Origin of the sequence: Flavobacterium arundinis, assembly GCF_038289855.1 — a bacterium.
Classification (GTDB): domain Bacteria; phylum Bacteroidota; class Bacteroidia; order Flavobacteriales; family Flavobacteriaceae; genus Flavobacterium; species Flavobacterium arundinis.
On sequence record NZ_JBBYHR010000001.1, the window covers coordinates 1 to 26,270 of the forward strand.

The 26,270-nt window shown below is 41.0% G+C and carries 29 protein-coding genes; 16 read left to right on the plus strand and 13 right to left on the minus strand.

What is annotated here, in order from left to right; genetic code table 11:
• Positions 1-924: 924 nt before the first annotated feature.
• The 3 genes from AAEO56_RS00005 to rho form a co-directional block, all read right to left on the minus strand.
• Positions 925-1,203: a hypothetical protein gene (locus AAEO56_RS00005; RefSeq protein ID WP_341694950.1), complete on the minus strand. Its 279-nt coding sequence runs from the start codon at positions 1,201-1,203 to the stop codon at positions 925-927.
• Positions 1,204-1,663: 460 nt separating this feature from the next.
• Complete coding sequence (locus AAEO56_RS00010) at positions 1,664-1,948, minus strand: hypothetical protein (RefSeq protein ID WP_341694951.1); 285 nt, start codon at positions 1,946-1,948, stop codon at positions 1,664-1,666.
• A 111-nt stretch (positions 1,949-2,059) separates the two neighbouring features.
• Entirely contained in the window at positions 2,060-3,961 is a 1,902-nt protein-coding gene (gene rho / locus AAEO56_RS00015; RefSeq protein WP_341694952.1) for a transcription termination factor Rho, read from the minus strand.
• Positions 3,962-4,147: 186 nt separating this feature from the next.
• On the opposite strand from rho, the gene AAEO56_RS00020 reads away from it, so the two are divergent.
• The 3 genes from AAEO56_RS00020 to AAEO56_RS00030 all read left to right on the plus strand — a co-directional run bounded on the left by AAEO56_RS00020 (position 4,148) and on the right by AAEO56_RS00030 (position 5,948).
• The gene (locus AAEO56_RS00020; protein ID WP_341694953.1) at positions 4,148-4,570 is read left to right on the plus strand and encodes a DUF4293 domain-containing protein; all 423 of its coding nucleotides are present in this window, start codon (positions 4,148-4,150) and stop codon (positions 4,568-4,570) included.
• A 132-nt stretch (positions 4,571-4,702) separates the two neighbouring features.
• Positions 4,703-5,338, plus strand: coding sequence for a hypothetical protein (locus AAEO56_RS00025; protein ID WP_341694954.1), 636 nt, complete (start codon positions 4,703-4,705; stop codon positions 5,336-5,338).
• A 1-nt stretch (position 5,339) separates the two neighbouring features.
• Complete coding sequence (locus tag AAEO56_RS00030) at positions 5,340-5,948, plus strand: hypothetical protein (protein WP_341694955.1); 609 nt, start codon at positions 5,340-5,342, stop codon at positions 5,946-5,948.
• Here AAEO56_RS00030 and AAEO56_RS00035 read toward each other — a convergent pair.
• On the minus strand, positions 5,945-6,439 hold the full coding sequence (locus AAEO56_RS00035) for a metallophosphoesterase family protein (protein WP_341694956.1): 495 nt from the start codon (positions 6,437-6,439) through the stop codon (positions 5,945-5,947). The two genes, AAEO56_RS00030 and AAEO56_RS00035, sit on opposite strands and share 4 nt — an antisense overlap.
• Positions 6,440-6,606: 167 nt before the next feature.
• A complete protein-coding gene (locus AAEO56_RS00040) occupies positions 6,607-6,867 on the minus strand; it encodes a CPCC family cysteine-rich protein (RefSeq protein ID WP_341694957.1) in 261 nt (86 codons plus the stop codon).
• Between the two features lie 113 nt (positions 6,868-6,980).
• On the opposite strand from AAEO56_RS00040, the gene truA reads away from it, so the two are divergent.
• From truA to AAEO56_RS00095, 11 genes are all read left to right on the plus strand, one after another.
• Positions 6,981-7,715, plus strand: a complete 735-nt coding sequence (gene truA, locus AAEO56_RS00045) for a tRNA pseudouridine(38-40) synthase TruA (RefSeq protein ID WP_341694958.1) — start codon at positions 6,981-6,983, stop codon at positions 7,713-7,715.
• Between the two features lie 15 nt (positions 7,716-7,730).
• A complete protein-coding gene (locus tag AAEO56_RS00050; RefSeq protein ID WP_341694959.1) occupies positions 7,731-9,482 on the plus strand; it encodes an ABC transporter ATP-binding protein in 1,752 nt (583 codons plus the stop codon).
• Between the two features lie 127 nt (positions 9,483-9,609).
• Entirely contained in the window at positions 9,610-9,906 is a 297-nt protein-coding gene (locus AAEO56_RS00055) for a hypothetical protein (protein WP_341694960.1), read from the plus strand.
• A gap of 109 nt (positions 9,907-10,015) precedes the next feature.
• The gene (locus AAEO56_RS00060; protein ID WP_341694961.1) at positions 10,016-10,690 is read left to right on the plus strand and encodes a hypothetical protein; all 675 of its coding nucleotides are present in this window, start codon (positions 10,016-10,018) and stop codon (positions 10,688-10,690) included.
• Positions 10,691-10,823: 133 nt separating this feature from the next.
• Positions 10,824-12,212 (plus strand): dihydrolipoyl dehydrogenase, encoded by a 1,389-nt coding sequence (gene lpdA, locus AAEO56_RS00065; protein WP_341694962.1) that lies wholly within the window; start codon positions 10,824-10,826, stop codon positions 12,210-12,212.
• Between the two features lie 139 nt (positions 12,213-12,351).
• Positions 12,352-12,627, plus strand: a complete 276-nt coding sequence (locus AAEO56_RS00070) for a hypothetical protein (protein WP_341694963.1) — start codon at positions 12,352-12,354, stop codon at positions 12,625-12,627.
• A 182-nt stretch (positions 12,628-12,809) separates the two neighbouring features.
• Positions 12,810-13,385, plus strand: a complete 576-nt coding sequence (locus tag AAEO56_RS00075; RefSeq protein ID WP_341694964.1) for a hypothetical protein — start codon at positions 12,810-12,812, stop codon at positions 13,383-13,385.
• 88 nt (positions 13,386-13,473) lie between these two features.
• A complete protein-coding gene (locus tag AAEO56_RS00080; protein ID WP_341694965.1) occupies positions 13,474-15,024 on the plus strand; it encodes a serine hydrolase in 1,551 nt (516 codons plus the stop codon).
• Positions 15,025-15,242: 218 nt separating this feature from the next.
• Positions 15,243-16,064 (plus strand): class I SAM-dependent methyltransferase, encoded by an 822-nt coding sequence (locus AAEO56_RS00085; RefSeq protein WP_341694966.1) that lies wholly within the window; start codon positions 15,243-15,245, stop codon positions 16,062-16,064.
• Between the two features lie 112 nt (positions 16,065-16,176).
• On the plus strand, positions 16,177-16,713 hold the full coding sequence (locus AAEO56_RS00090) for a nuclear transport factor 2 family protein (RefSeq protein WP_341694967.1): 537 nt from the start codon (positions 16,177-16,179) through the stop codon (positions 16,711-16,713).
• A gap of 77 nt (positions 16,714-16,790) precedes the next feature.
• Complete coding sequence (locus AAEO56_RS00095) at positions 16,791-16,985, plus strand: hypothetical protein (protein WP_341694968.1); 195 nt, start codon at positions 16,791-16,793, stop codon at positions 16,983-16,985.
• Between the two features lie 55 nt (positions 16,986-17,040).
• On the opposite strand, the gene AAEO56_RS00100 is transcribed toward AAEO56_RS00095, so the two are convergent.
• Together AAEO56_RS00100 and AAEO56_RS00105 are read right to left on the minus strand one after the other, a co-directional pair.
• On the minus strand, positions 17,041-17,655 hold the full coding sequence (locus AAEO56_RS00100; RefSeq protein ID WP_341694969.1) for a porin family protein: 615 nt from the start codon (positions 17,653-17,655) through the stop codon (positions 17,041-17,043).
• A gap of 66 nt (positions 17,656-17,721) precedes the next feature.
• Positions 17,722-18,861 (minus strand): cysteine desulfurase family protein, encoded by a 1,140-nt coding sequence (locus AAEO56_RS00105; RefSeq protein WP_341694970.1) that lies wholly within the window; start codon positions 18,859-18,861, stop codon positions 17,722-17,724.
• Positions 18,862-18,969: 108 nt separating this feature from the next.
• Between AAEO56_RS00105 and AAEO56_RS00110 the strand changes: the two genes are divergently transcribed.
• Entirely contained in the window at positions 18,970-19,968 is a 999-nt protein-coding gene (locus AAEO56_RS00110) for a hypothetical protein (protein WP_341694971.1), read from the plus strand.
• A 59-nt stretch (positions 19,969-20,027) separates the two neighbouring features.
• On the opposite strand, the gene AAEO56_RS00115 is transcribed toward AAEO56_RS00110, so the two are convergent.
• Positions 20,028-20,588, minus strand: a complete 561-nt coding sequence (locus AAEO56_RS00115) for a Smr/MutS family protein (RefSeq protein WP_341694972.1) — start codon at positions 20,586-20,588, stop codon at positions 20,028-20,030.
• The gene (locus AAEO56_RS00120; protein WP_341694973.1) at positions 20,575-20,772 is read right to left on the minus strand and encodes a hypothetical protein; all 198 of its coding nucleotides are present in this window, start codon (positions 20,770-20,772) and stop codon (positions 20,575-20,577) included. The genes AAEO56_RS00115 and AAEO56_RS00120 overlap by 14 nt, the downstream gene beginning before the upstream one ends.
• A 263-nt stretch (positions 20,773-21,035) precedes the next feature.
• Between AAEO56_RS00120 and AAEO56_RS00125 the strand changes: the two genes are divergently transcribed.
• The gene (locus tag AAEO56_RS00125) at positions 21,036-22,028 is read left to right on the plus strand and encodes a hypothetical protein (RefSeq protein ID WP_341694974.1); all 993 of its coding nucleotides are present in this window, start codon (positions 21,036-21,038) and stop codon (positions 22,026-22,028) included.
• A 643-nt stretch (positions 22,029-22,671) separates the two neighbouring features.
• Here the strand turns inward: AAEO56_RS00125 and AAEO56_RS00130 are convergent.
• From AAEO56_RS00130 to AAEO56_RS00145, 4 genes are all read right to left on the minus strand, one after another.
• On the minus strand, positions 22,672-23,139 hold the full coding sequence (locus tag AAEO56_RS00130; RefSeq protein ID WP_341694975.1) for a hypothetical protein: 468 nt from the start codon (positions 23,137-23,139) through the stop codon (positions 22,672-22,674).
• A 25-nt stretch (positions 23,140-23,164) separates the two neighbouring features.
• A complete protein-coding gene (gene rocD, locus AAEO56_RS00135) occupies positions 23,165-24,409 on the minus strand; it encodes an ornithine--oxo-acid transaminase (RefSeq protein ID WP_341694976.1) in 1,245 nt (414 codons plus the stop codon).
• Between the two features lie 166 nt (positions 24,410-24,575).
• Complete coding sequence (locus tag AAEO56_RS00140; protein WP_341694977.1) at positions 24,576-25,547, minus strand: helix-turn-helix transcriptional regulator; 972 nt, start codon at positions 25,545-25,547, stop codon at positions 24,576-24,578.
• A 235-nt stretch (positions 25,548-25,782) separates the two neighbouring features.
• Positions 25,783-26,199 carry an OsmC family peroxiredoxin gene (locus tag AAEO56_RS00145; protein WP_341694978.1) on the minus strand — a complete coding sequence of 139 codons (417 nt, stop codon included), beginning with the start codon at positions 26,197-26,199 and terminating at the stop codon, positions 25,783-25,785.
• Between the last annotated feature and the right edge of the window lie 71 nt (positions 26,200-26,270).

The following is a 26,270-nucleotide window of genomic DNA, read 5'->3' on the forward strand; positions in this document are numbered from 1 at the left end:
TTTATTTTCGCTTCCCTTCTTTGCCTTGCGACTCTCTCGGTAAGCGGCTGCAAAAGTACAACTTCTTTTTATTCCCGCAAGCTTTTTGAAAACTTTTTTTAATTTATTTTCTCCGGCTTATTTTTCAGTATTTTCAGAACTTGTTTTGCTTCCCTGTCCTCTCGGTTAGGGAGGGCAAAGATAATTTCTTTTTCCCTTACAATCCAAATCTTTTTTTACTTTTTTTAAGCTTTCTTTTTTAACAATTACTCTCCTATATAATAGTAAAGCTCCCGTTTTAAAAGGTAATTTGCGGTTTCAATATGTAAAGAACTGTGCCGTTATTGCGGGTGCAAAAGTAAGCACCTTTTTCGCTTTTCCAAACTTTTAATCACCTTTTTTTGCATTTATTTCTTAACGTTTACTTAACTTGTTGACGCTTCGCTTTTTGAAGATGAAAGTTTTTTTGAAGTTTTTTGGAGGCCGCTTATATAAGGAAGCTATTACACGAAGATTCGCAAAGAAGACGCAAAGATGCGCAAAGGTTTTGCTATTATACATAAGTTAAGATCACAGAGGTTTTTTGTACCTGCGGTGCAAACGGAGAAGTCCTCTCCCCCGACCCCTCTCCAAAGGAGAGGGAGTGAGGACGGTGCTCATCATATATATAAGGATGACGCAAATGGAGTCTGAATAGTCCTCTCCCCCGGCCCCTCTCCCAAGGAGAGGGGAGCGAGACGTGCTTACTCGGATGAAAACTGTAGCGGTAATTATTTACAGGACATTACAAATATGCGGATAGATAACCCCCTAGCCCTGATAGAAGCGGCATCCCCCGCTTATTTTCGGCGGGGATAGAGCGGATAGCAGGAATTGCCATGGCTGAAAATGAAACGCCCTTTGGCTCCTTATATATATAGTAAGGATCGATAGCATATTATAAAATCATATCTTGCTGAAATCCTCAATACATTTTTTAGCATATAGCTTTGTAATGGTCAGGATTCTTTTCTTTGCTTCGCTGTCTTTTTCAAGATTATACTTTTTAAGGAAAGCCATAGCGGTTCCTTCGAATTCTTTTTGAAGATCGTTTATAAAACTTTCCAGGCGTGCCCCTCCGGCAGATATATAGATATCACTATTGAATCTATTGAGAAAATCCTGATGTACCTCATTGCACGAAATTGTCAACTGCTCTTCTAATTCTTTATAATCGAAACTCATTAGTACTATTTAATTTTGAAAATTTAAAAGCGTAAAATAAATAAATTGATTCAATATGAAGTTATGATATTTAACTTAAAATTAATAAAATTTTTCGTTCAAATTCAGGGATATTACAACTATTATAATTTTTAAAACTGATTAACAGAAAGATAGAATTTGAATCAATAATAAAATTATATAAGTGCGCTTACATGGGTAGTTTTAAAATAAAAAATGAGAGGTAGATTCGGTACGATTATCGGTTAAATATGGATGGGAAACTGTATCATAATCGTAAAAATGGCGGTACCGGTTTTTATATCAAACTAGCGCCTATAAATGCCCCCAAAAATAAAGCTGTTCAAAAAGCTTTCCCGCCAATTTCGCATCAAATATATTATAAATTAATGTATGTTTAACCTTAAGCTGCTATTAAAAATTATTTTAACACACTTAAGTATAAACCGCATAAACTTAATTATTTTGTAGCTATTTTTCCGTAATCATCAATACACCTTTTGGCATACGTTTTTGCGATTGCGCGTATTGCATGCAATGCGCCAGGATCTGAGCTGACCTTATTTTCACGTATAAACAACATTTCGACAGCATCAAACTCTTTTTGTATAAGCTCAAAAAAAGTTAGGAGCTTTTCCGGGCCGTGAGACTGATAGTCCGATTTATACATGGATGATAAATTAGTCACGACATCTTTACAGGCGCAGTCAAACCTGTTCTCAATATCTGTATAATCAATTTCCATAAGTCATATTCGTTAACTTTAAAGATATTCAATAATTTGTAAAATAAGAGCCCTATCCGGGCTCCTATTCTATAATTTAAGTTTATAAAAAACTATATATAAACATCTGCCCTAATCGTTCATAGAAATAAGAAACTCTTCATTATTCCTGGTTTTCTTGAAACGTTCGTTGATAAAATCCATTGCCTCAACAGGATTCATATCCGCAAGATATTTTCTCATGATCCACATACGCTGGATGGTTTTTTCATCAAGCAGCAAATCGTCTCTACGCGTACTTGATGAAGTAAGATCGATAGCAGGGAAAATACGTTTGTTGGCAATTTTTCTGTCCAACTGCAACTCCATGTTACCGGTACCTTTAAATTCTTCAAAGATAACCTCATCCATTTTAGAGCCGGTATCCGTAAGCGCTGTTGCAATGATACTAAGCGATCCGCCGCCTTCAATGTTACGGGCAGCGCCAAAGAATCGTTTTGGTTTTTGAAGTGCATTGGCATCAACACCACCGCTCAATACTTTACCTGATGCGGGCTGAACCGTGTTGTAAGCCCTTGCAAGACGTGTAATTGAGTCCAGCAATATAACCACATCGTGGCCACATTCTACAAGGCGCTTGGCCTTTTCAAGCACTATATTCGCCACTTTTACGTGACGGTCAGCAGGCTCATCGAAGGTAGAAGCAATAACTTCTCCCCTCACACTACGCTGCATATCGGTAACCTCTTCCGGCCTTTCGTCTATAAGCAGTACAATAAGGTACACTTCAGGATGGTTTGCCGCGATAGAGTTGGCAATATCCTTAAGAAGCATTGTTTTTCCTGTTTTAGGCTGCGCCACAATCATACCCCTCTGCCCTTTTCCTATTGGTGAAAACAGGTCGATGATCCTTGTGGATATAGTACTCTGCCTGTCGGCAAGGTTAAATTTCTCTTCCGGGAAAAGTGGTGTAAGGTGCTCGAAAGACACCCTGTCACGCACCACCTGTGGGTCATGCCCGTTTATTTTGTTCACTTTTACAAGCGGGAAATATTTCTCGCCTTCTTTTGGAGGGCGGACAACACCTTTAACAGTGTCGCCTGTCTTTAAGCCAAAAAGCCTCACCTGGGAGTTTGACAGGTAAATATCATCCGGCGATGCGAGGTAATTATAATCCGATGAGCGCAGGAAGCCATAACCGTCGGGCATCATTTCAAGTACGCCTTCACTTTCTATTATACCTTCAAATTCATAGTCCGGCTCACGGAAATTCTGTTTTTTATTTTGCACGGGGGCTGTCCTTTCAGGAGCAGGCCTGTCGTTGGCAGGTTTTATTACTGCAGGCTGGTCATCTGTATTTTGATTACCATTATTCTGCCTTCCTTTATAGCTTGGATGGTTCGGGTTGTTGGCATTGGCCCTTTCTATCTGCGCCAGCCTTTCCTCTTCCGTAAGTTGTCTTTTTGCCCTATTCTCTGCCGACTCCGGTTTAGGCCTGCTCTCTTTAGCAGGAATAATAACTTTTTTAGCCGTTTCATCCTGGGCGGCTACCGTTTTTGCCTGAGGTTTAACAGGTTTTTCAGCAACAGCATCAGCATCAGGCTTAGCCACCTCTGTTTCCTTAATTATATGGGGTTTGGGCTGAAACTCTTTTTTCTCTTCAACTGGCTTTTCGCTGGCCGCCGGTGTTTCGGGCTCATTGGCTACGGGCAATTCTTCGGCCACTACAGGCTGCGGAGCTTCGTTTACAGGCTTTGCTTTCGGCCTGATAACTTCTTTCGTGTCATCAGGATTTTTGGCTATCCTTAACCTCTTGCCTTTTTCGGCAGGTTCAGCAGGGGTTTCTTTATCTTCTACAGGAGAAGCTTCTTCAAAAAGGGGCTTTATAATGGCAGGGTTTGCAGCCTGGTGGTCTAAAATCTGATAGACAAGCTCATCTTTTTTTAAACCTCTATATTTATTAATTTTTGCTTTTTTTGCAATTTCCTGAAGCTCAGGAAGCTTCATTTCTTTCAATTCGGAAATATCAAACATGAATAATCTTTGGGTTAAATTAAATATCGTAAATCAAAATGCAGGTAAGGAGATTTCTTTGGGAATGGCATACTTCGCAGAATGAAGTATTTATGATTTTGTAGTGCAATATTACAAATTTATTTTTACTATGCAATAGTATTTTTTTAAAAAGAAAACATATTTTTGTGCTGCGAATAAACAAGTATGTTACAAAGAATACAAACCATATACCTGATAATAGCTTTAATTGCCACCGGCGTGCTGCCCTTTGTTTTTCCGTTATGGACTACAAAGAACGGTGAGCATTATTACTTCATAAAGAACCTGGCTTATGTAGCCCTTTTCGGAATGAGTACGACACTTACAGTTATCAGCATACTTACATTTAAGAAGAGGAAAAAACAGTTTGTCATGGGCAGGCTGAACATAATATTAAATTTAATTTTATTAGGGTTATTTGTTTATCAGTCACTAAATGTATCCGGAGAAACCGATCCTGCGTTGGTCGTTTCAGAGAAGGGTATTGGGATCATCCTCCCGATTGTTTCTATCGTTTTTTTAAGCCTCGCCAATAAGGCTATCAAGAAGGATGAAGATCTCGTAAAATCAGTAGACAGATTGCGATAAACCTTAACTTAGTTTATTAGTGCGTAAGAATCCGGGTCCATATAGCCCGGATTTTTTATTTATATTGTTTTTCATCGCCATAGAAGCAACCCTATACGTTTTTTGGTATCTTAGTATTACAAACCAACTGTTATGAAAAAACTACTACTGGTAATAACCATTGCCGGGCTACTTGCAGGATGCGGCATTGATTATGACGGCACAACCAAACTAATCTTTAAGGGCCGCGTTACTACACCTGAAGGAACGCCCCTGGAAGGAATAAAGATCAGCACTTTTATATCCAATAGCTATCACACCGATGAGATAGGCTATGATTATACTGACAGCAACGGGTACTATCTTATGATATTCCCGAAAGCCCATGAAAAGGTAAATGTAGAAGTAGACATAAATTCTGCCGGCGAGGATAGTGCGCTTTCCAGGACCCAAATCTTTAATATCGGGCTCGATGAAGTGAATGACTATACCATCGATTTCGGCGCGCAGCCCCTTTACGAAAATGAAGGTTCGGTACTGTTGCACATTGACCTGCCCGAAAATTCAGCCTCAATATTAAAAATAGGCCTCACCGGACTCGTGGATAACCACAGGGTGGATCACAATTTTTCTGAGCTCCCAGAAGACCCAAACGAATGGGCGCACGACCAGGACTATCTTGTTGCACCTAACCAGGTAATAACATTGCAATACTTACTGCAAGACGGAACACTACATGAGGTGCAGATACCCATCGGTGAAGAAGAATTAACCTATACCCTGCAATAACATGAAGAAGCTATTGATACTACTTGCTATGTCGGCATGCTGTTCGGCATGGGCACAGGATACACTGATGAAACCGATGGAGCGTAAAAAACCGGAAGGCAGAAAAGAATATTTCAGGATGTACCTGGTGCGGCCAAATGGTATTGGCAACAATGTCCTGGCAAAAGCTAATGACGGACAAGGGGGATTGGGCCTTGCAGTAACATTTTATACAATAGATAAAATTCATATTATTGGCGGCTATGACTTTATCCAGTATGAGGTAACCGACCCGTCATTAGCAGGAAATATACAAAACACGAACCTTGCTACTTTTTACCTGAAGGTACTATATAAAATCCCGGTAATACGGAATGTGGATTTCAATCCCGGATTTTCGGTGGGGAATACTACTGTACACCAAAAAACGCACACAACGAGTTACGGAAAGCAGAATGGTGTAGCCGTCAGTCCAGGTTTTGACATTGATTACAGGATAACAGGAGGATTCCGCATATTCGCAGGGCTCAATTATTGTATAGCATTTCCTAAAACGCATACCAATGAAGAATACAAATCCTTCTATAGCACGTTACAGCAACTGAACATAGTGTTTGGCATAAAATTCTAAGCCCTCTTCCCTATTTCTATCACTTCGAGGTTCTGTATCTTCTCGCCTTCAATTTCGAAGCGCAGCATGGTACGTACCTGATGGAAACCGCTTACTCCCGCCGCTCCCGGGTTCATGTGCAGCAAGCCGAGCTTTTGGTCGAATTGCACCTTTAGTATATGCGAATGTCCACAGATAAATAATTTTGGCGGGTTAAGCTGCAATTCACTGCGTACCGCCTGGTTGTACTTTCCGGGATAGCCGCCAATGTGGGTTATCCAAACATCTACCCCTTCGCAAAAAAAACGGTTGTTGAGCGGAAATTCCAGCCGTGCCTCATTGCTGTCGATATTGCCATATACTGCACGCAGTGGTTTTTCCTTTTTAATAGTATCGGTAACGGAAAGGTCGCCAATATCGCCTGCATGCCATACTTCATCAGCCATTCGTACATATTTCATAATAGTATCATCGATATGGCTGTGGGTATCGGAGAGGAGGAGGATTTTCATTTTTGGAGTTGCAAAGTTTCAGAGTCGCAAAGTTACAAAGTTTAAGCTTAAGGTTGCAAAGTTGCAGAGTAGCACAGTCTTAAAATTTTCACGATCAATTCTTTTTATAGGCGGTCAATCCTATCTCAACGAACACGCATTTTATTTATGATTTATCAAAATGTAGTTTACAATTCATTTTTAAAAGGTTCACGCACATATTCTTTCAGGCACTCTTCGCTGGCGCCATGTCTCCTAAAGTTTTCTCTTGCCTGGATAAGACTTGGTCGATTTGCTCCTCCTTCATAATTACAATCATTAAGCTGTATGCCATCATTTTCCCAATAACACACATCACACATTTCAAAAGAATTTTCAAAATCACTTTTTAGCGTGTAATAATCGCAGCAGGGGCATTGGAATTTTCCAAAATTATTCTTTTTAAACATAGGACAAAATAATAAAAAAACTTGGCTAAATGGGTTCTGTGAATTAAACTTGCTACTTTGCTACTTTGTGACTCTGCAACTTTGCAACTAAAATCTTATCTTTGTCCCCTGTTATGAGATATTTTATAGAGTTTGCTTACAATGGGAAAAACTACTGCGGATGGCAGTACCAGCCGCATAGCCCATCGGTACAGGAAACAATGAACAAAGCCCTTTCCCTACTCCTTAGAAAAGAAATAGACGTTGTTGGTGCGGGCCGTACCGATGCCGGTGTGCACGCACGCCAGATGTTTGCGCATTTTGACTATGATGAAGCCATTGATTCGGAACGGCTTACCCAAAGGCTGAATTCATTTTTACCGGCAGATATTGTGGTGTACCGCTTTATCCCGCTGCACGATGATGCCCATGCGCGTTTTGATGCCGAAAGGCGCACCTACGAATACCACATCCACACCTATAAAGACCCATTTAATAACGAGGGGAGTTGGTACCATTTCCAGCCGCTGGATGTGGATAAGATGAACGAGGCGGCTCAGGTACTGTTTGAATACACCGACTTCAAATGCTTTTCGAAAACCCATACAGATGTGCGGACCTTCAATTGCAAAATAATGGAAGCGAAGTGGGAACAGGACGGAACCAAACTCGTATTTACTATAAGCGCCGACCGTTTTTTGCGTAATATGGTGCGCGCTATTGTGGGAACGCTTGTCAATGTAGGATTGGGAAAAATAAGCACAGACGATTTCAGGAAAATAATAGAAAACCGCGACCGTGGCCTCGCAGGCTTCTCGGTACCCGCGCACGGACTGTACCTCACCAGGGTAATTTATCCGTACCTTTAAGCCATTAAAATTACTATGAAAGCCAGGAAAACGACATCTTTAAAAAAGGTTATGCAGTTTGCAAAGCCTTACAGGGCCCGCTTTGTGTGGGTTATTATATTTGCCATAGCACTCTCTATATTTGCGGCCGTGCGGCCTTACCTGCTGAAACAAACCGTAGACGAATATGTATTGCACAAGCACGAAAGTGGCCTGCTTAATTTCGTTGCGCTTATGGCGGCTGTTTTGGTTTTTGAAGTAGCATCGCAGTTCTACTTCGTGTATTGGGCCAACTGGCTTGGGCAGGACATTGTCAAGGACATCCGCGAAAAGCTTTTTGGCCACATCAGCAGCTTCCGGATGAAATTCTTTGATAATGAGGCGGTGGGCAGACTGGTTACACGTACGGTATTCGATATTGAGTCGATTGCCAAAATATTCAGCCAGGGATTGTTTATGATCATCAGCGACCTTCTTAAAATGCTTGTGGTGCTATGTGTAATGTTCTACATGAACTGGAAGCTGACCCTTATTGTAATGCTTGCCATGCCTATACTTGTTTTTGCTACGCGTATTTTCCAGAAAAAGATGAAAGGCGCATTTGAAGAGGTTCGGGCACAGGTAGCCAACCTCAACACCTTTGTGCAGGAGCGCGTTACGGGCATGAAGATCGTACAGCTTTTTAACCGTGAGGAAATAGAATACGAAAAATTTAAGGATATCAACAAAAAACATAACGATGCCTGGCAGAAGAACATATTGTACAACTCCATCTTCTTCCCGATTGCCGATACGATTTCACAGTTGACGTTAGGCCTTATCATTTGGTACGGGAGTACAAGCATCCTCAATGGGGAAAGTATCACCTCGTCGGGGGACCTTTTTGCCTACATCTGGTTTATAGGCATGCTCTTTAACCCGCTAAGGCAGATTGCCGATAAGTTTAATGAAATGCAAATGGGCATCATCGCTTCCGACAGGGTTTTCGAACTGCTGGAAATGGAGGAGCTGATACAGCAATCGGGCACTATAGAGGCCGGCCATTTTAAAGGCGAGCTGCAATTTGATAATGTTCGCTTCAGCTACCTTGAGGGCGAGGAAGTAATAAAAGGCATTAACCTTAACGTAGATGCCGGGGCAACCATAGCTATTGTAGGTGCAACAGGTGCAGGAAAATCGACCATTATTAACCTGCTGAACCGCTTTTACGAAATTGACAGCGGGAGAATTAGTATTGATGGAACTGACATCAACGAGTTTACGCTTGAAAGCCTTCGCAGGCAGATAGGGATTGTGCTTCAGGATGTATTCCTGTTAGCCGATACCATCCTGAATAATATCACGCTGAACGATCCTTCCATTTCACGTGAAAATGTAATTAATGCTGCCAAAGCGATTGGTGTCCATGACTTTATCATGAGCCTGCCGGAAGGGTACGACTATAATGTAAAGGAGCGCGGCGTGATGCTGTCGTCAGGGCAAAGGCAGCTGATAGCGTTCCTGAGGGCATACGTGAGTAACCCAAGCATCCTTATTTTAGACGAAGCGACATCGTCTATCGATACGCATTCTGAAGAGATGATACGCACAGCAACCGATAAGATTACCAAAGGAAGGACATCTATCGTCATTGCACACAGGTTGGCAACGATCGTAAATGCCGACAAGATCATCGTGATGGACAAAGGCCTTATCGTGGAGTCGGGTACACATTATGAGCTCATCAACCGTGAAGAAGGCTATTATAAGAACTTGTATTACTCGCAGTTTGCGGTGGAAGCGCCGTAAACTGCTGTAAATATTTAAGTCATTCCGGTTAAACCAAATCGATGTTTTTAAGTCTTACGCAAGAGGCGCCGTATTGCAATGCGCCTATGAAAGAGTATAAGTAAGTCAAACATTAAATTTGGGAAAAATGAGGCTGTTCTTAAGAATATTCGTATTGGTATTTATTGCGGAGGTCTTTTTGGGCCTGCTATCGTTGCTTTTGGAAACAGAAAGCTATGATTACCCGGTTACAGGCACTATAGGGAGTATTATTATGTTTTTTCTATCCCTGCCCTTTAACCTTGTAGAACCCGAATATCCTTACTATCCCCCGGAATCGGAATCAGGCTTTGTAGTTGCTGTACTGATAGCTTTGACATTGATAATACATACGTCGGTAATTTATTTGTTTTATAAAGCGGTTAAGAGGCCGGAAATGAGATAAGGCACAATTAACTATATCTACAGATTTAGGCAAATAACTGGCTTTTTTGTGAAAGCATTAGAAACGCAATCCAAATTTAAAATTAGTGTTTACCAATAAAAATCATATTATGGAAGATCAGATCAAATCACTACAAAAACAGGTACATCAGTTGCGCGTTATTTTATTTGTGATAATCTCGCTTTTTTTACTTGCAGCGCTGGTTTCATTTACAACCGGTAAAAGCGAAATCATCAGAACCAAAGGTATTATTATAGAAGACAATCAGGGCAAACCGTTTATTATAATGGGCAATCCGCTGCCACAGGATAAGCTAAGGAAAAGAAAGGATCCGTTGGGAGGCCTTGTATTTCTGGATGATAAGGGCACAGATCGCCTGTTTATCGGAAAAGACGGAAAGTTGCAGATGGGTGGTGAACTCGTCGACCGCAATTCCGAAGGATGGTCATACATTATTAACGATACCGTTGGCGATGAAAGGGGCGGGTTCGGTTTCTCCGACGAAGAAGACCGGATAGGGCTTGGCCTGGATTATGGCGGTAAAGACGGGCTGGAAGCCATTTACCTTAATGCTTCACAGGAAGGCGCATACATCCTTGTAAATGCGAATGTAGCCAAAGGCGTAAGGGACAGGATCGTACTTTGGCACGATACCCCGAACGACCTGACCCAAATAAAGGTGGGTGATAAATTAAGCGACGACCGTATCCTGCTAAGGGCCACCGGAGGAAAACCATCTCTTGTACATAAAAAGAACGGAGTGCGAAAAGACATCACCGAATAGCGAAGTATCTCTCTTGTACTTTGCAGTAATATGCATCTTTGAAAAGACATGGCGCAAATAACCTTCGATATTTTACTATAACCAAATAAATACTTATTTTCGTAGCGCAAATTAAATAGCAAATTATATACTGATGAAATACGATATCATTGTTTTAGGCAGCGGCCCGGGCGGTTATGTAACTGCCATAAGAGCATCACAGTTAGGATTTAAGGTAGCCATTGTAGAAAAAGAAAGCCTTGGCGGCATCTGCCTTAACTGGGGCTGTATCCCCACCAAAGCGCTACTAAAAAGTGCCCAGGTTTTTGATTACCTGAAACATGCTTCTGATTACGGCCTTACAATAAAAGAATTTGACAAGGATTTTGGGGCGGTTATTGCCCGCAGCCGTGGTGTTGCTTCGGACATGAGCAAAGGCATCCAGTTCCTTATGAAAAAGAACAAGATCGACGTTATTGACGGCACGGGCAAAATAAAACCGGGCAAGAAGATGGACGTTACCGATAAAGACGGTAAAACAACCGAATACAGTGCCGACCATATTATCATTGCTACAGGCGCACGCTCACGCGAATTGCCGAACCTTCCACAGGATGGGAAAAAGGTGATAGGCTACCGTCAGGCAATGGTGCTTCCGGAGCAGCCGAAGTCGATGATCGTTGTAGGCTCAGGAGCTATAGGCGTTGAGTTCGCACATTTTTACAACGCTATGGGAACGCAGGTTACCATTGTTGAATTTATGCCGAACATCGTTCCTGTTGAGGACGAGGATATCTCAAAACAATTTGAGCGTTCGCTGAAAAAAGCAGGTATCAATATCATGACCAATTCATCTGTTGAGAAAGTGGATACTTCGGGCAATGGTGTAAAAGCTACCGTTAAGACTGCGAAAGGTGAAGAGATCCTTGAAGCTGACATCCTTCTTTCAGCTGTGGGTATCAAATCGAATATCGAGAACATCGGCCTTGAAGAAGTAGGCATTGCTACTGACAGGGATAAAGTATTGGTAAACCCATACTACCAGACCAACATACCGGGTTACTACGCTATAGGCGATATCGTTCCGGGCCAGGCTTTGGCACACGTTGCTTCTGCTGAGGGTATCCTTTGCGTAGAGAAAATAGCAGGCCTGCACACAGAGCCGCTTGATTATGGCAACATACCGGGCTGTACCTATGCTACCCCTGAGATCGCTTCTGTTGGGCTTACTGAAAAGCAGGCGAAAGAGAAAGGATACGAACTTAAAATAGGTAAGTTTCCGTTTAGCGCGTCAGGAAAAGCAAAAGCATCAGGTACGCCTGACGGTTTTGTAAAAGTGATCTTCGATGCGAAGTACGGCGAATGGCTGGGCTGCCACATGATAGGTGCCGGCGTTACTGACATGATCGCAGAGGCTGTTGTAGCACGGAAACTTGAGACTACAGGCCACGAGATCATTAAGTCGGTTCACCCCCACCCTACTATGAGCGAGGCGATAATGGAAGCTGCCGCTGCTGCGTATGATGAGGTGATCCATATCTAATTAATTGAAAGATTTAAGGTTGCAGATTTAAAGATTTGCTTACTCATATAAATATCCGCTTTGAAATTTTCAGGGCGGATTTTTTTTAGTTGCTAATATTTTTTTTACATTTACTACAATTGTACCTAATTAGCACTCTATGGCCGTCAGGAAAAAACCATCAACCGACAAACCCTCTACTAGCGAAGATAATGCAACTACCATAAATCCCCTTGTATTTATAAGTCATGACACTAGAGATGCAGAATTAGCCGAAGAATTTAGTAATCTTCTTAAAAGCGCAAGCGCGGGGGCACTAAAATCATTTCGTTCTTCAGATAAAAAAGGTACACAAGGAATTGAATATGGTCAGGAGTGGTATCCTGCAATTATGGAGAAAATTGATGAAGCCTCGGATGTCGTGTATGCCTCTTAACTCAACATAGCGTTGATAGGCCATGGATTCTTTATGAGGCAGGTGTTGCAAAGGGAAAATTAGATAAAAAAGTTATTGGAATAGCTTTAGGAATTTCTTTAAGTCAAGCCATATCCGGCCCATTCGCTCAATTTCAAAATAATGATGGAGACTCTGAGTCAATAACAAAACTTGTATTGGAATTGGTTCGTAAAGTTCCTGGACTTGACCCAGACATATCTTTGGTTAAGCTATTAGTTGATAATTTTATAACTAAAGCTAGTGATATTACAGATAAATTAAATAAAGAAAATTCTCAGGTACAAAAAACTGAAAAACCCGACGAAAATTCTGTTGCTAAGCTTTTTGAAGAGGTGAAAATTATGTTTGATAATCTACCTAACAGGATAGAAAATAGAATTGATCCTGATTTAAGACGTAAAAAAAAGAGATTTCATCCTATGCTATTTGAAGAACTGTTACATTATGGAATAATAAACGAAAATCCATACTTTGGACTATCTTTATTTTTAAGCTTTTATAAAGATGATTTTCCTTGGTTTTATGAAATTGGTTTAGAAACCATTCGTGATCTAAAAAAGGTAAAAACACATTCTGAAAGACTTAAATTGATTCATAATTTAGAATGGGCTATAGAAATGATTGGTCATCCTATGATTCGGGAATTTTATGGAGATAGAGAAGATATTTACCTTTTGAAAGAATCACGACATGTACTTATCAAACTACTAGATCGATTAGGTGAGTTAAAGAATTGAACCAAAATTAGTTAGATCCGCTTTGAAATTTTCAGGCGGATTTTTTATTTTCTATATATTTACAAAATCATCAATCAATACCTACAAAATGAAAATCAAGCTGCTCCTTTTATTTTTAGTTTGCCAAAGTGCATTTGCCCAAATGACCTCTACGGAAGTGGACCACCTTGTGGAAGATGCCATGAAAAAGTTCAATGTTGCCGGAACTGCCGTGACCATTGTAAAGGATGGAAAGGTGATTCACTGCAAAGGCTATGGCATCAAATCCATTACGACAAAGGAGAAGGTGAATGAGCACACTAACTTTGCCATTGCATCCAATAGTAAGGCATTTACCACTGCTGCGCTTTCCATTTTGGTAGAAGAGGGCAAACTGTCCTGGGATGATAAAGTTATAAAGTATATCCCTGAATTTACAATGTACAATGATTATGTTACGGCAAACTTCAATATACAAGACCTGCTCACACACCGCAGCGGACTTGGCCTTGGTGCGGGCGACCTGATGTTCTTTCCGACAGGGAGTGATTTCACAATGAAGGATGTGCTTACGAGTTTTCAATATTTTGAGCCAAAATCGGCATTCCGGACAAAATGGGATTATGACAACCTGCTGTACGTTGTGGCCGGGGAAGTAATTGAAAGGGTGAGCGGCATGACCTGGGAGCAATTTATCCAGACACGCATCATGGTCCCTCTGGGAATGGACAACTCCTATGCAGGGCTGTCAATGATGAAAGACAAAAGCAATCTGGCCTCGCCACATGCCGAAGTAAAAGGCACCTTAAATAAGCTTGAAGACTTTGAAGAAATGGTGAATGGAGCTGCCGGTGGTATCTATGCCAATGTAGACGACCTTAGCCAGTGGTTATTGGTTCACCTAAATAAAGGAAAATACGGGCACGGACTTAAGAGCCAGCTCTTTTCGCAAAAAAGCCAGTGGGAAATGTGGAAGATACATACCGTTACCGATGTTGACAGGAACCCGCGCTACAACTCACATTTTGCAGGTTATGGCCTTGGTTGGGACCTTGAAGATATCAAAGGGAACATGAGCGTATCGCACACGGGTGGCCTGCCGGGAATGTTGTCGAAAACGATTATGATACCCGACCTGAATCTTGGCATCGTAGTACTTACAAATACTTCTGAAGGCGGCGCGGGCGTTTTCATGTCGGTTACCAACAGCATAGTTGACAGCTACCTCGGGCTGGATGATCATAAATGGACCGATTATTATGCTCCGCTTTTTAAGGAATATTATGGAAAAGCTGATGACGTATCTGAAAAAGTATGGAAAACCGTAAAAGCCAACGAAAAGATAAAAGTAAAAGCCGAAGATTATATAGGTATCTATGAAGACAAATGGTTCGGGAAAGTAGAGGTATTCATGAAGGACAAGCAGCTTTGGTTGAGAAGCCTTCGCTCACCAAAACTTAACGGGCCGATGCAATATTATAATGCCAACACTTTTGCCCTAAAATGGGAATACCAGGACATGAATGCTGATGCTTTTGCTATTTTCAGCCTTGATGAGGAAGGAAAAGCCCAAAGCATAAAGATGAAAGGCATTTCACCAAACATAGATTTCAGTTTCGATTTCCAGGATCTTGATTTAAAAAGAGTTATGACAAAATAAGCAGAATTTAAGGACGAATAATTTACTTAATACACAATACTACTTTAAAAGATCAAAAAAACACAGACAGTAATATTATTTTGATTTCCTCACACACCCTGTAAACACTAACGAAAATTACGAAAAATAAAAAAATCAACATTCATAAAAAGTAATTTTGCATAAATTTATGATAAATATCGTTTTTTTCTTACTTTAGCTATACCAAATTATTAGCTATGGAACTGAAAAAAAAATTATTTAAGCAGTATTGGCTTTTTCTGGCAAAGAAAAAACTAAATAAAATAAAAACAATTTCAACCAATGCGAATAACCTTATCAGTGGCAGTGGTATTGACCTGAAAGGAATTTTTGGAGATGCTGAAATTGCAAAGCAGTGGGAAGACGCTAAAGAAACATTAAGCAAATTTGACTTTCCTGCCACATCCGGTGGTGTAAATAAAGGCGACAGGAAGGCATTGTATTACCTTATGTGTAAATTTAAGCCTGCATCGGTGTTAGAGATAGGCACACATGTAGGCGCTTCGACTTTCCATATTGCCGCAGCGCTCAACGCTATCCATGTTAGCAAAGGAGAGAAAGCAAAGCTTACGACTGTTGATATTGTAGATGTCAACTTCGGTGAGGACAGGCCTTGCCTGAAATTCGATAACCAGCCCTCTCCTTCTGAAATTATGGACAAAATGAATTTCAATTTTGTTTCGTTCGTAGCAAATACATCGATGGCATTTTCAGAAAGCTGCCAGGACCGCTTTGACCTTATATTCCTGGATGGCAGCCATGATTCTAATATGGTTTACCAGGAAATACCTATAGCCCTGAAGCTACTCACAGCGAATGGCATCATCGTGCTTCATGATTATTTTCCGGCTATGAAGCCTTTATGGCAGGACGGCCATGTTATTCCGGGACCATACCTTGCGGTAAAAAGGCTTGTGAAAGAGGGAATGCAGGCCCATGTAATGCCTTTTGGCGAGCTGCCATGGGAAACAAAACTCGGCTCCAAATATACCAGCCTTGCCCTTCTCGTAAAAAATTAATCAAATCACATCTCAATTTATAAAAAATGTAATGAGACCCAGGGCTAAATGATGCTGCAAAATAATGAGTGAAAAGTAAAAATCATTATTTTAGCCTTATAATAAGCACCTGATGAAAAAATCCTTTTCCATAATCGTCCTGATTTTACTGGCTTCAATAAGCGGATGTGAAAAAAAAGAACCTTTAAAGACAGTCACCGAAACCACCGGGAAGGCCACCCCGGAAGACATGGCAAAGAAAGAGGTTATAGCATTGATGGATACTTTTCATAATGCGCTTAAAAACAAAAAGGGTGATGACTTCAAAAACCTTCTTGACAGCAATGGCCTGTATTGCGGTACAGATCCTACCGAGATCTACAACCGGGATACGTATGCAGAGAACATGGCAGAGGCACTTAACGACCCCACACTCGGAACTATTGCGTATACCGTGGATACGCGCGAAATAAGGATTGACGGGAGCGGTACCACGGCAACAATAATGGAACAATATAAGATCGACCTTTTCAGCCCTGAAATCCCGTGGAGGCTGGTAAGCCATGCCGTAAAAAAAGACGGGACATGGATAATTGATTTTTTAAGCTTTACGCTGGTGCCGACAAATGCCCAGCAGGAGAAAATGAATAAAGTCATTCTCGCAAAGTAGTAAACAATTCTTACAGGAAAGTTATAGTCTTTTTGCAGGTAGATCATTTGCAATATCTTTATTGTAAATAGCATACTATGAGCCGTAAACTTAAAAAGAAAGCCAGGAAAAGCAGCCATAAAAAGAACAAGCTGGGCGTGAAGAATTCCCTGGTCAATAACATCAACTCAAGGAAAAGAAAAGGCATCTCAAGAAAAAAGAAAAACTCCACAGTCTCTAAAACATCCTATAAAAAGATGAAAAGGAATTGGGGCCGAAAGAAGAAAAAATAATTTTAAGGTATAAAAAATCCGCTTACGCGGATCTTTATATAGTACATCAGGAGTATTACAGTAAAAAATTGATCCCAACGTTTATAGCACTTCGGGAGTTTAAAACGGGATCATAGTCATTATTTTTAAAAACATCGATAACACCTGCCTGCTCCTGGTATTCGATAAAAATCTTTATAAAATCAGAAACCGGTATCTTCACGCCCAATCCCAGTGCAAGCCCGGCATCGGTAGTATTGAATACATGCTTTATATCGGTGTCAAACCTGGTTTCTTTAGCACTCATTAAAAAACCAACATAACCTCCAAAATTAAGGTACCAATTGTTAGTACGCCCAAAATGCCAGCTCGCCATCACCGGTATGGTCAGGTAGTCAGCATTGATATCAGTGGTATATGTGCGTCCTAGTTCATCATCAATAAGGTCGTTATCCCATCCCTTCCTGTCGTAGGTCAGCTTTGCCTTTATACCCCAACTTTCAGAGAAAAAATATTCTGCCGATCCGGCAAAATTATAACTGTAGTTTGTATCCATACTACCATAATCGCTTGAAGTGGACGTGCTGAAATTAAGTCCTGTATTAAGCCCAAATTCGAAATTTCCTTTTGACTGGGCATTTGTCGTAATACATCCTGCTATGGCAAGCAGGCTGAAAATAATTTTTTTCATGTGTTTAATTTTTTTTACAAACGTAGCAAAATACATGCCACCAAATCAACGATAATGTTTCTTATTTTACACTGACTTCAGGGCCTCAATAAGCATGTCGATATCTTCCCTGTCATTATAGTGGCTGAAAGAAATACGCAGCGACGGTTTCCCTATTTCTTCGGCTGGCAATATTTCCCTGAGCACATGCGATGGCTTTATACTTCCCGACTGGCATGCGCTGCCGCGTGAAACAGCAATGCCTTTCATATCAAGATGGAACAATATCATTGATGTTTTCTCTTCCGACATTGGCAACAGGACATTTACGATATTGTAAAATAATCCCGAACTATCGCTACCTGTTTGTCCGTTAACTTTAAAATCGGGATAATGGATAGCCAGTTGCTCAACGAGATACTGCTTTAAGGAGGTAATATACTCCCTATCTTTTTCAAGTGTGCTATAGGATAGTTTCAGCGCTTTTGCCATACCTGCAACCTGGTGTATGGCTTCGGTACCTGCCCTCTGCCCCTTTTCCTGTTCCCCGCCGTATAGCATAGGGCGAAGCATTATATTTTTCCTGACGAATGCGAAACCAACACCTTTTGGCCCGTGGAATTTATGCGCGCTTGCCACTAAAAAGTCAACCGGGAGGTTTTGCATATCTAACTTTTCTTTTCCAACCGACTGCACTGCGTCCGTATGGAACAATGCCCCTGCCTGCCTGCAGATACGCCCCGCCCTGTCGATATCCAGGATAGCGCCCGTTTCATTATTTACATGCATAAGGCTTACCAGTGTGGGAACATTATCCGATAGAAGCGCCACCAGGTGCGTAAGGTCGGCAGCGCCACTCGGCAGCAAACGCACAAAATCCAAAGTAACGCCATACTCTGCGCTTATTGCTTCAACAGAATTCAAAACTGCGTGGTGCTCGCTACGGCTGCTGATGATACGCTGAACTTTTAGATCTTTTACCGCACTGCGAATGATCCAGTTATTTGCCTCAGTACCGCCCGATGTGAAAATAATTTCGCGTGCTTCGGCGTTAATAAGCGAAGCGATGGTTTTACGGGAGGTTTCCAGCACCACTTTAGCGCTCCGCCCGGTGGAGTGGGTGGAGGAAGGATTGCCATAATTTTCTGCCATTACCTTCATCATTTCCTGAAGCACTTCGGGATGTATGGGAGTAGTGGACGCGTTGTCGAGATAAACTTTTTTCATCACCGCAAAATTACTGAAAAATGGCTTGCAATCATATTTTATGGGAATGCCATGTAAAACCTTTCGGAAACTCGCTAAAAACGTTATTTTTGTTGAAAATTACTTTATATGAAAAAGATTTTTGGACTTATCGCCCTGTTGGTATTAGCTATGGGATGTGATGATGGCGAAATGACATTTAACTCATTCAACTTTGCAGATGGTGCTCCTGCCCGGTGTGGAGACAGCAATATATATTACAAGATCAATGGTACCGAAGTGCTGATGATCAACTTTGGGTCAACCCCATTGGTCAACGTGCCTACAGGTGAAGACGCGGAAGGAAATGATATCCCGACGTTGATACCCATCGCCGGCAGTAATACCATTACCTACAGGAATTACAGTGGCACTCCCAATGCTAATTCACTGTGTTCCTTTCCGGCGCCGGCTTCTCCTTCTGTCATTGAGGAATGGAGTGGCCAGGGTACAATATCGGTGGTTACCGACGTGATAAAGAACACCAATAATATAATTACAGGTTACAGCCACAAAATTACACTCGTGGATGTGTCTTTTACAAAGGATGGGCAAACAACACGGATTGTTGATAACGAGTTCGGTTCTATAATAACCCCGATAGGCCTTTCTTTTGATTTCATTACGGATGACAATGAACTTCCTTTTGTTCGTGATTGCCCGGAAAACACTCTGATTTTTGAGAGAAACGCCCGCGAAGCGCTTATAATCGATTTTGTTCCCGGCACATTTCCTACAGTTGCGGGTGGGCCTGATGTTACCATAGACCTGGCAACGCAAACGGATCTAAACGAAGTTTTATTCCTGGTATATGATGGTTCTATTACCGAGGCCCATATATGCGACGTGATAAAGCCGATATCACCTGTTATTACAGAGCGTTGGTCGGCACTATCCGGCACGGTAACTATAAAAACTGTAACAGCATCCGGTCCTGCTGGTATAGAGCATCAGATCCGCTTTAATAACGTTGTTTTTGGAAAAGATTCTGATGAAAGCGGCCAGACATTTGCTATATCCGACCTTCTAGTAGGCGACCCACTTTTCCCCGGGGAATATTATTTTGGCAACTATGCGCCTACACCTTAGTACATAGTTGATTAGTGTGCCCGGAATTAAGGTTGCTATCTTGCATTAACGGGATGCTTCTATCTGTCAGGATTCTGTTTAATATACACTTCTGTAGCGCCGAGGCCGTATTTTTGGTAATCGGCATCCTGAAATGTAATCCCGTCATACCTGCCTAACAGGAAGTCGAGCTCGGCTTTAAGTATACCCTCGCCTACCCCATGGATGAGGACAACCTTAGGCATCCTGTTACGTATGGCAAATTCTAACTGGCGTTTGGCAGTATCCGTTTGGAGTGTAAGTATATCGTAATTGGACATCCCTTTTTTATTGGGAACCAGTTTCTCTATATGGAGATCGACTTCCAGTACGAATCCATCCTTCTTCGATTTCTTTTCTTTTACAAAACTCCTTCTTTTGGGAAGTTCTTTTTCTTTAAGGACTGAACTTAAGGACTGGGAAGAAACAAAAGACTTCATGTCATTTGTATTATGAAGTTTAACAAGCTCATTTTCTTCAAACTGCAGTTCAAATCCTTCTGTAGTTTCAATTATGACCGTAATGCCTTTGATCCCTTTTACGCGCCCGCTGAAGGAATCATCAAGTACGGCTACTTCGTCACCAATTTTAAATCGTGCCATCGCTTTCCTCCCCTTCATTTTGATGCTCATCCTTGCCTGGCACTTTTGCCATTAGCCGCATAAGGCCTATCATAAATGCAGCCATAGCCACGATCATTATAATCATATTGGGCTTTGCCTGTGACTGCTCGAACAGCGCCAGGAAAGCAGCCCCGAACAGCAAAATGATATAAATTGTTTTCATAGTGCCAAATGTAATAAATTATATAAAATGGTCGCTTTAAAACGGGGATGGATTTATATTCATCTATAACCTGCCTGAAAAATTGATTATTAAATATCACTATTTGAAATTTAATTATAGTTATTAAAATATAGATATAATTACAAATAAATTAAATAATACCGTTTATTTCAAAACATTAATTATTATTTTAACAAATTGTTAGCATTTACTGATTGCTATATTTTTTTATATTGCACACTCAAACCATAAAAATTTATAAAATGAAATTAAAATTTTCCTTACTTTTTGTAATCATTTCCGCATTGACGATTACGCTAAGCTGTAACAGAGAAGATACAGCCGAAGAAAAAACATCCATAAATAAAAGAATAGGCACGAGCGCTGCCTATAACATTATTTATGATGACGAAGCAAGAGATCTCGAAGTTTCTGTAGACAAAGACGGATCTGTTTACACAACCTATTTTACGTACAGTGATACTAAAAATGATGTGACATTCTTTTCTTTAGAATATTCCTTTGATAATTCAAAAGAAGGCTGGAAATATTTCGAGCAAAAGAAAGCCCTGGAATTTGCAGAGAAACTAAGGGACGTAAACATGTCTGAAGAAGAATTAAGAATACTGGAACTTATGCTGGACCAAAGCTACCAGGACCTTGTGCATGAAGTTATCGACAAGAATCTGGATATGACATCCTATTCAGGTATTTCTTACTTAAAATCAGCTGTGGGTGCTAACCTGAGGGCTATAGCAGCGCATTCTACTGTTATAGAAGGTACATTGAGCCCTACCTTTCTTGTGGACAGGACATTTTTTATGTTCCAGGAAGATTTAAAAGTTAATATTGCGCCATTAAAAGAAAATGTTGAACTTTTGGAATCAGAAATGTCAAAATATAATTTTGCTTCTGACCTGAACTTGCTGAATTTCATCCGTAATACAGATAGAGAACAAATTACCTATGATGAATTTTATTCCTTTTATGTTCCGGCAGATGACTTTCATGATTTCGTTGAAGGTGCCACTGTAGCCATGAATGCAGGAGACTGCAGCGGATGGTGCCCGATTGGATGCGGCAGTGACTGGGGATGCTGCGGAAACTACACAGGATGCTGTGTTTACTCCTCTGGAGCCTGCCTTGCACATGATTTGGCCTGTACTGAGTGTACACCCGCATGGTTCTGCTTAAGTGGCTGCAAACCCGATCATGGCAATAACAGGCCTGTTAAGTTTTTAATGAGCGCTATATAGGCGAACCGGTTTAGATAAGGCAACCGAAAATTATTTTAAATTAAAGCCGGGAAATATAGTGTTTCCCGGCTTTTCTTATTTATTAATAAACCTATTGTCGTATCATCGTAAGCAGGGACTTACCTTCACTACTAATTATTTGCATTATACGTTTATTGCCAGATTTGAAAAAATCGCAGGATCTAATGTCATCAGGATTATATTTATTATTGCGAATACAAGGTGAAGTGATAAACGGATATTATCCTTCTTATTTAATATCCCTTTGTTTTTAAACCAATATACTAGTATAAACACAGGAACTGCAATAGTAAGCACAACAAAAAGCAAAGAGGACATTTCATACAACGCGCCAACCAGATGGTTTTCTGATATATTAATGAACTTACTTACCAGCCAGTATACAAACAGGGCTGGATGTATAAATTTTAAGAATCTGACAATAGTTACCATTATCTATAAATTTTGTTGCGTATACTCAAATATAAAAAATTAAACGACAGGAAATGAATTTGCTTGCTGATACTTCAATATCAGTATTAATACAAAATGACCAAGAGGAAAACCTGAACGACGGAAAACGAATTTCTTATAATAAAAAAATGCCCGTTTAAGCGGGCATTTTATATAGTTTGTGTTTAAATTACATATTGCCGCTTACTGCTGCTACGAACATAATGCCAAATGCTATAAAGGCGATAATTATCAGGATGATGGATATTACAACGCTCATAAAATGATTCTTGAGATTCCTGAAGGAAGCAGAAAGTTTACTGGTGTTATTTTCATTGAGCGCCTGCTTTGTTGCCGAGGCAAATTTTATAAGGTACAGCATGGGGATAAAATACATAACCGCCATGAGCAGGTACATTAATGCCAGGGAAGATACCGACATGCCGTTCATGGCCCGGTTCATTTCCTGCGAACTTCCGGCGGCAAACATTGCTAATGCAGCCAGTAACATAAACCCGGAGCCTATGAACCCCATAATAGCAAGCCCGGTGGCCCAGCTGGAGGCACCGCGTAAAAAATCTTTTGCATCACTATTCAGTTGCAGTTCAAAAGAATCAAAAGAAGAATTGTACTCAGAAAATGACTTTTGGTCGTCCATATAAATTCCTGTTAATAGCTATGTCTTATTTTTCAAATTGTTTAAGTGTCCTTGTGATAATGCTTACACAGTCAAGAAGCTGCTCTTCGTTCATGACCAATGGCGGCGCAAAACGGATTATATTACCGTGTGTTGGTTTTGCCAGGAGGCCATTATCCTTCATTGCCATACAAATATCCCATGCCGTCGAACTGTCCTCGGTGTCGTTTATTACGACGGCATTTAGCAGGCCTTTGCCCCTTACAAGGGTTGCAATACTGCTTGTTGCAATATATTCATTCATTTTTTCACGGAAAAGCTTTCCAAGTGCTTCAGCATTTTCTGCTAAACTCTCGTCTTTTACAACTTCAAGCGCAGCAATAGCTACTGCTGCTGCAATAGGGTTCCCGCCAAACGTAGAGCCATGCTGGCCCGGTTTTATGACATTCATTATTTCATCGTTCGCCAGTACTGCTGAAACAGGATAGGAACCGCCTGAAATTGCTTTACCCAAGATCAATATATCCGGCTGTACATTCTCGTGGTGTACGGCAAGCAGCCTGCCTGTACGTGCTATGCCTGTCTGTACTTCATCAGCAATGAAAAGAACATTATGGTTGGTACATAATTCTTTGGCTTTTGCCAGATAACCTTCGGCAGGCACATATACACCTGCTTCACCCTGTATAGGCTCTACAAGGAAACCTGCTATATTTTTTTCGGTCTTCAAAACGTTTTCAAGCGCTTCAATATCGTCGTATGCAATTTTGATAAAGCCGGCTGTGTAAGGCCCGAAGTTTTTCCTTGCATTCTCATCATTGGAGAACGAAATGATTGTGGTCGTCCTGCCATGGAAATTGTTCTCACAAACAATGATTTTCGCTTCATGTTCTGCAATTCCTTTTACTTCGTACGCCCATTTGCGGCAAAGTTTAATGGCCGTTTCAACAGCTTCGGCACCGGTATTCATTGGCAATACCTTATCAAACCCAAAGTAATCGGTTATAAATTCTTCGTACCTGCCCAGCTGGTCGTTGTAAAATGCACGCGATGTAAGTGTAAGCGTTTGCGCCTGCTCCATCATCGCATTGATAATTTTCGGGTGGCAATGCCCCTGGTTGACAGCTGAGTAAGCCGAAAGAAAGTCATAATATCTTTTACCTTCCACATCCCATACATACACGCCCTCACCCCTGCTTAAAACCACAGGCAGCGGGTGGTAGTTGTGCGCCCCATATTTCTCTTCCAGCATGATGGCATCTGCCGAACTTAATTTTTCTAAAACTGACATTGTAAATTCTGTTTATATTTTTAATCAGCCATTCCTGCTTTTGGAGAGAAATCATCCATTTGAGTGAGTAAAATTACTAAAAATAAAATTATTGCTTATAAAATTTAAAGAAAAGGCAATTTTAAAAGAAATTCCAAATCACAAATTCCAAAATACAAATAGCTTCCTACACCTCTGCATTTTTCGGCAGCCCGTGTTTCTGTACTATATTTTCAAGGAGCAGGGCAATCTGATCCCTGAGTTCCTGTGGTTCTATAATCTCGGTTTTATCGGCAAACATTAATAGCCAACGGGCAAGGCCTTCTTCGAACGACTGGCAAAGAAATGTCATCTCGATGTGATCTTCAGCCACGATTTCCGATATGAAACCGAAGTAATGCCGTTGCTGTTCCATGTATTTGGCAACGTCTTTTTGCACGCGGATAACTACTTTTTGCAGCGCGATTTTATCTCTTACTTCCTGGTGCTGCTTGTAATATTCCTTCAAAGATGTGCGTTCCTGCTGTGGCTGTTCCGTAAGGCGTACATTTATTATGCGGTCGGCCCTGAACTGCCGGTAGCTTTCCCTAAGATGGCACCAGGCTATAGTGTACCAATTATCGTTCTCATGGAAAATTCCCAGTGGCTCTATTAGGCGTTCACTGTTCTGCTCGTTTCCAAAAGCCCGGTACACCAGTTTTACGACTTTCTTTTCGGCAGTGGCTTTCAGCAATACATCCAGTATATTGACCGGTGATTTGTTATCCACTCTCCTGTCCAAAACAAGAATGTTGTCTTCCAGCGTTTCCACCATATCTTTCTCGCTTACGCGCAAAACCGCCTTGACCTTATACATCGCGGAACCAAAATGCTGCTGGAGGCTGCCATCGGTAAATTTTTCCATGAGCTTTTCGGCCGTAAGGAAAGCCATAGCTTCTTCACGGGTAAACATGATGGGAGGCAATCTGTAACCATCTACAAGCGAATATCCTATACCCGCCTCGCCATATACAGGCACACCTGCTTCCTCAAGGGAGCGGATGTCGCGGTATACCGTACGCAGGCTTATGCCGAACCTATCGGCCAGGTCCTGTGCCTTTACTACCCTTTTGGATTGCAATTGTATTAAGATGGCGGTAATCCTGTCGAAACGGTTCATAGTGGAAAATTATATCCAAATATAAATTTTATGGCTGAATAATTTACCACAAAGTCCACAAGGTTTTGCACAGGGTTCGCAAGGCTGCGCAGATAACGCCTTGTGTATTTGACAATTATAGCTTTGTAAACTTTGTGAAAAATCTTTGTGCCTTTGTGGTAAAATTCGAACTATATTCATTAAAAAAGCCCCGAAAAATCGGGGCTTCTCAATTAATATGAAATCTGATTTTAACTTAACTCCGTACCAATGTTGCATTCGATGAGATTGCAGTATTAAGCAGCCTTGATATAGGGCAGGTTGTTTCTGCCTTAGTAACGAGCTGTTGGAATTCATCCGTTTCTATTTTATCGATCCTTGCTATAACCGAAAGATGTGAGCTTACAACACTACCGTCCTGGAAGTCGATATCGCACTTTGTTTCTATAGAAGCTACATCATAACCGGCTTCATTAATGTAAGCAGTCAATTGCATCGTAAAACAGCCGGCGTGTGCGGCAGCTATCAACTCTTCAGGGTTGGTGCCATTTCCATCTTCAAAACGTGTTTTAAACGAGTATTGTGTGTTGCTCAGTACATTGCTTTGGGTAGTAAGCTTTCCTGCCCCTTCCTTAAGCGAACCTGCCCAAACAGCAGTTGCATTTCTTTTCATGTTGATTTGTTTGTGTTCCATAAAATTAATCAATTCATTTTGAATACAGTAATAATTTTATATTTTTAACA

What these genes read in the sequence shown, in the direction of transcription:
- AAEO56_RS00005 (WP_341694950.1), bottom strand. Translation starts at nt 1,203, where the DNA reads ATGAGTTTCGATTATAAAGAATTAGAAGAGCAGTTGACAATTTCGTGC.
- AAEO56_RS00010 (WP_341694951.1), bottom strand. Translation starts at nt 1,948, where the DNA reads ATGGAAATTGATTATACAGATATTGAGAACAGGTTTGACTGCGCCTGT.
- rho (WP_341694952.1), bottom strand. Translation starts at nt 3,961, where the DNA reads ATGTTTGATATTTCCGAATTGAAAGAAATGAAGCTTCCTGAGCTTCAG.
- AAEO56_RS00020 (WP_341694953.1), top strand. Translation starts at nt 4,148, where the DNA reads ATGTTACAAAGAATACAAACCATATACCTGATAATAGCTTTAATTGCC.
- AAEO56_RS00025 (WP_341694954.1), top strand. Translation starts at nt 4,703, where the DNA reads ATGAAAAAACTACTACTGGTAATAACCATTGCCGGGCTACTTGCAGGA.
- AAEO56_RS00030 (WP_341694955.1), top strand. Translation starts at nt 5,340, where the DNA reads ATGAAGAAGCTATTGATACTACTTGCTATGTCGGCATGCTGTTCGGCA.
- AAEO56_RS00035 (WP_341694956.1), bottom strand. Translation starts at nt 6,439, where the DNA reads ATGAAAATCCTCCTCCTCTCCGATACCCACAGCCATATCGATGATACT.
- AAEO56_RS00040 (WP_341694957.1), bottom strand. Translation starts at nt 6,867, where the DNA reads ATGTTTAAAAAGAATAATTTTGGAAAATTCCAATGCCCCTGCTGCGAT.
- truA (WP_341694958.1), top strand. Translation starts at nt 6,981, where the DNA reads ATGAGATATTTTATAGAGTTTGCTTACAATGGGAAAAACTACTGCGGA.
- AAEO56_RS00050 (WP_341694959.1), top strand. Translation starts at nt 7,731, where the DNA reads ATGAAAGCCAGGAAAACGACATCTTTAAAAAAGGTTATGCAGTTTGCA.
- AAEO56_RS00055 (WP_341694960.1), top strand. Translation starts at nt 9,610, where the DNA reads ATGAGGCTGTTCTTAAGAATATTCGTATTGGTATTTATTGCGGAGGTC.
- AAEO56_RS00060 (WP_341694961.1), top strand. Translation starts at nt 10,016, where the DNA reads ATGGAAGATCAGATCAAATCACTACAAAAACAGGTACATCAGTTGCGC.
- lpdA (WP_341694962.1), top strand. Translation starts at nt 10,824, where the DNA reads ATGAAATACGATATCATTGTTTTAGGCAGCGGCCCGGGCGGTTATGTA.
- AAEO56_RS00070 (WP_341694963.1), top strand. Translation starts at nt 12,352, where the DNA reads ATGGCCGTCAGGAAAAAACCATCAACCGACAAACCCTCTACTAGCGAA.
- AAEO56_RS00080 (WP_341694965.1), top strand. Translation starts at nt 13,474, where the DNA reads ATGAAAATCAAGCTGCTCCTTTTATTTTTAGTTTGCCAAAGTGCATTT.
- AAEO56_RS00085 (WP_341694966.1), top strand. Translation starts at nt 15,243, where the DNA reads ATGGAACTGAAAAAAAAATTATTTAAGCAGTATTGGCTTTTTCTGGCA.
- AAEO56_RS00090 (WP_341694967.1), top strand. Translation starts at nt 16,177, where the DNA reads ATGAAAAAATCCTTTTCCATAATCGTCCTGATTTTACTGGCTTCAATA.
- AAEO56_RS00095 (WP_341694968.1), top strand. Translation starts at nt 16,791, where the DNA reads ATGAGCCGTAAACTTAAAAAGAAAGCCAGGAAAAGCAGCCATAAAAAG.
- AAEO56_RS00100 (WP_341694969.1), bottom strand. Translation starts at nt 17,655, where the DNA reads ATGAAAAAAATTATTTTCAGCCTGCTTGCCATAGCAGGATGTATTACG.
- AAEO56_RS00105 (WP_341694970.1), bottom strand. Translation starts at nt 18,861, where the DNA reads ATGAAAAAAGTTTATCTCGACAACGCGTCCACTACTCCCATACATCCC.
- AAEO56_RS00110 (WP_341694971.1), top strand. Translation starts at nt 18,970, where the DNA reads ATGAAAAAGATTTTTGGACTTATCGCCCTGTTGGTATTAGCTATGGGA.
- AAEO56_RS00115 (WP_341694972.1), bottom strand. Translation starts at nt 20,588, where the DNA reads ATGGCACGATTTAAAATTGGTGACGAAGTAGCCGTACTTGATGATTCC.
- AAEO56_RS00120 (WP_341694973.1), bottom strand. Translation starts at nt 20,772, where the DNA reads ATGAAAACAATTTATATCATTTTGCTGTTCGGGGCTGCTTTCCTGGCG.
- AAEO56_RS00125 (WP_341694974.1), top strand. Translation starts at nt 21,036, where the DNA reads ATGAAATTAAAATTTTCCTTACTTTTTGTAATCATTTCCGCATTGACG.
- AAEO56_RS00130 (WP_341694975.1), bottom strand. Translation starts at nt 23,139, where the DNA reads ATGGACGACCAAAAGTCATTTTCTGAGTACAATTCTTCTTTTGATTCT.
- rocD (WP_341694976.1), bottom strand. Translation starts at nt 24,409, where the DNA reads ATGTCAGTTTTAGAAAAATTAAGTTCGGCAGATGCCATCATGCTGGAA.
- AAEO56_RS00140 (WP_341694977.1), bottom strand. Translation starts at nt 25,547, where the DNA reads ATGAACCGTTTCGACAGGATTACCGCCATCTTAATACAATTGCAATCC.
- AAEO56_RS00145 (WP_341694978.1), bottom strand. Translation starts at nt 26,199, where the DNA reads ATGAAAAGAAATGCAACTGCTGTTTGGGCAGGTTCGCTTAAGGAAGGG.